Source organism: Mycobacterium sp., from assembly GCF_049683935.1.
Taxonomy (GTDB): Bacteria; Actinomycetota; Actinomycetes; order Mycobacteriales; family Mycobacteriaceae; genus Mycobacterium.
Map to the genome: position 1 here is coordinate 1 of NZ_JBAUJR010000032.1, position 2374 is coordinate 2374.

At 69.8% G+C, this 2374-nt stretch carries 2 protein-coding genes; both read left to right on the plus strand.

Features of this window, described 5'->3' with window-relative positions; all coding sequences use genetic code 11:
- Nucleotides 1–716: DUF6049 family protein (locus WA965_RS01945; RefSeq protein WP_526446980.1), on the plus strand; the 716-nt coding region annotated here is incomplete at its 5' end.
- 163 nt (nt 717–879) lie between these two features.
- Nucleotides 880–2374 (plus strand): murein biosynthesis integral membrane protein MurJ (gene murJ, locus WA965_RS01950; RefSeq protein ID WP_526446982.1); only part of this gene is annotated, 1495 nt, incomplete at its 3' end.

The window sequence follows — 2374 nt, forward strand, 5'->3', positions numbered from 1 at the left end:
TCTGGGGGCTGACCGCCGCACTGACCACCGACGAGCGCACCGGCCAGACCGGCTACCAGTACACCGCGCCGCTGCGCGAGGATCTGCTTCGCGCGCTGAGCCTCTCGGTGCCGCCCGACGCCCGCAACGGGTTGGCCCAGCAGCGACTGACGACGGTGGGCCGCACCGTCGAGGATCTGTTCAACGCGGTGTCAATCGTCAACCCGGGCGGGTCCTACACGCTGGCCACCGAACGCAGCCCGCTGCCCCTGGCGCTGCGCAACGACCTCCCGGTGCCCATCCGGGTCCGCCTGGACATCGACGCGCCGCCCGGGATGACCGTCACCGACATGGGAGAGATCGTGCTGCCGCCGGGCTTCCTGCCGCTCAAGGTGCCGATCGAGGTGCACTTCACCCAGCGGGTCGCCGTCGACGTCGCACTGAGCACCGCCGACGGACTGCCGCTGGGCGAACCGGTGCGGCTCTCGGTGCACTCCAACGCCTACGGCCAGGTGCTGTTCTTCATCACGTTGTCCGCGGGCGCGGTGCTGGTCCTGCTGGCGGGCCGCCGGCTGTGGCACCGCTTCCGCGGTCAACCGGACCGGGCGGACCTGGACCGTCCCGATCCCATCGAAGTCGCGCTGGCATACGGCCATGACGACCCCGCCCACCGACAGGAGCGCGACGGTGTCCGGCCGCGACCGGCGGGTCCGGTCACCGGCGGCAGCAGTGAGTGACCCCGGTCGGCGGGGCCGAACGAAGCCTCGCCCGACCGAACCACCGGGTCAGCGCGCGCGCACCCCGCATCCCCCACCGCGGGTGCCACCCCAGCCCGTGCCGCACCAACCGACCACGCGACCGGAACTGTCGGACGCCGCGGTCGTCTCCCGATCTTGGGGAATGGCCATCGCCACGCTGGTCAGTCGGCTCACCGGGTTCGCCCGGATCGTGTTGCTGGCCACGATCCTCGGGGCCGCGCTGTCCAGCGCGTTCACCGTGGCCAACCAGCTACCCAACATGATCGCCGCACTGGTTCTGGAGGCGACGTTCACCGCGATCTTCGTCCCGGTGCTCGCCCGCGCCGAGCGCGACGACCCCGACGGCGGGTCCGCTTTCATCCGGCGACTGCTCACGCTGGCGGTGACGCTGCTGCTGGTGGTCACCATCGTCTCGACGCTGGCGGCGCCGCTGCTGGTCGACCTGATGCTGGGATCCGAGCCGCTGGTGAACCGGCCGCTGACCACGGCGTTCGCGTTCCTGCTGCTACCGCAGATCATCTTCTACGGGTTGTCCTCGGTCTTCATGGCGATCCTGAACACCCGCAACATCTTCGGGCCGCCCGCGTGGGCCCCGGTGGTGAACAACGTGGTCGCGATCCTCACCCTCGGTTTGTATGTCCTTGTCCCGGGCGAGCTCTCGATCAACCCCGTCGAGATGGGCAACGCCAAGCTGCTGGTGCTCGGGATCGGCACCACCCTCGGCGTCGTCGCGCAGGCTGCGGTGCTGTTCGTCGCGATCCGGGCCGAACGGATCAGCCTGCGCCCGCTGTGGGGCATCGACGATCGCCTGAAGAAGTTCGGGATGATGGCCCTGGCGATGGTGCTCTACGTGCTCGTCAGCCAGGTGGGCATGGTCGTGGGCAACCAGATCGCCAGTGCCGCATCGGCATCCGGGCCCGCCATCTACAACTACACCTGGCTGGTGCTGCAACTGCCGTTCGGCATCATCGGCGTCACGGTGCTGACCGTGGTGATGCCGCGGTTGTCGCGCAACGCCGCCGCCGAGGACGGCCCCGCCGTGCTGGCCGATCTGTCGCTTGCCACCCGGCTGACCATGGTGACGCTCATCCCGATCGTGGCGATCATGACGGTCGGCGGACCGGCGATCGGCAGCGCGCTGTTCGCCTACGGCAATTTCGGCTCGGTCGATGCCGGTTACCTCGGCATGGCGATCACGCTGTCGGCGTTCACGCTGATCCCCTACACGCTGGTACTGCTCCAGTTGCGGGTGTTCTACGCGCGCCAGGAGCCGTGGACACCGATCGTGCTGATCATCGTCATCACCGCGGTCAAGATCGCGGCGTCGCTGGCGGCGCCGCACCTCACCGACGACCCGGACCTTGTCGCCGGCTACCTGGGGCTGGCCAACGGGCTGGGTTTCCTCGCCGGGGCCACCGTCGGCCATCTGCTGCTGCGCACCCGCCTCGATCCCCCGGGCGGTCGCCTGGTCGGTCTCGACGTGGTCCGCACCATCCTGGTGACGATCACGGCGTCGCTGGCCGCCGGCCTGACCGCCCACGTCGTCGACCAACTGCTGGGGCTCGAGGAACTGACCGCCCACTGGGGCGGCGGCGGGTCGCTGCTGCGGTTGACGGTGCTGGGCGCGGTGATGGTGC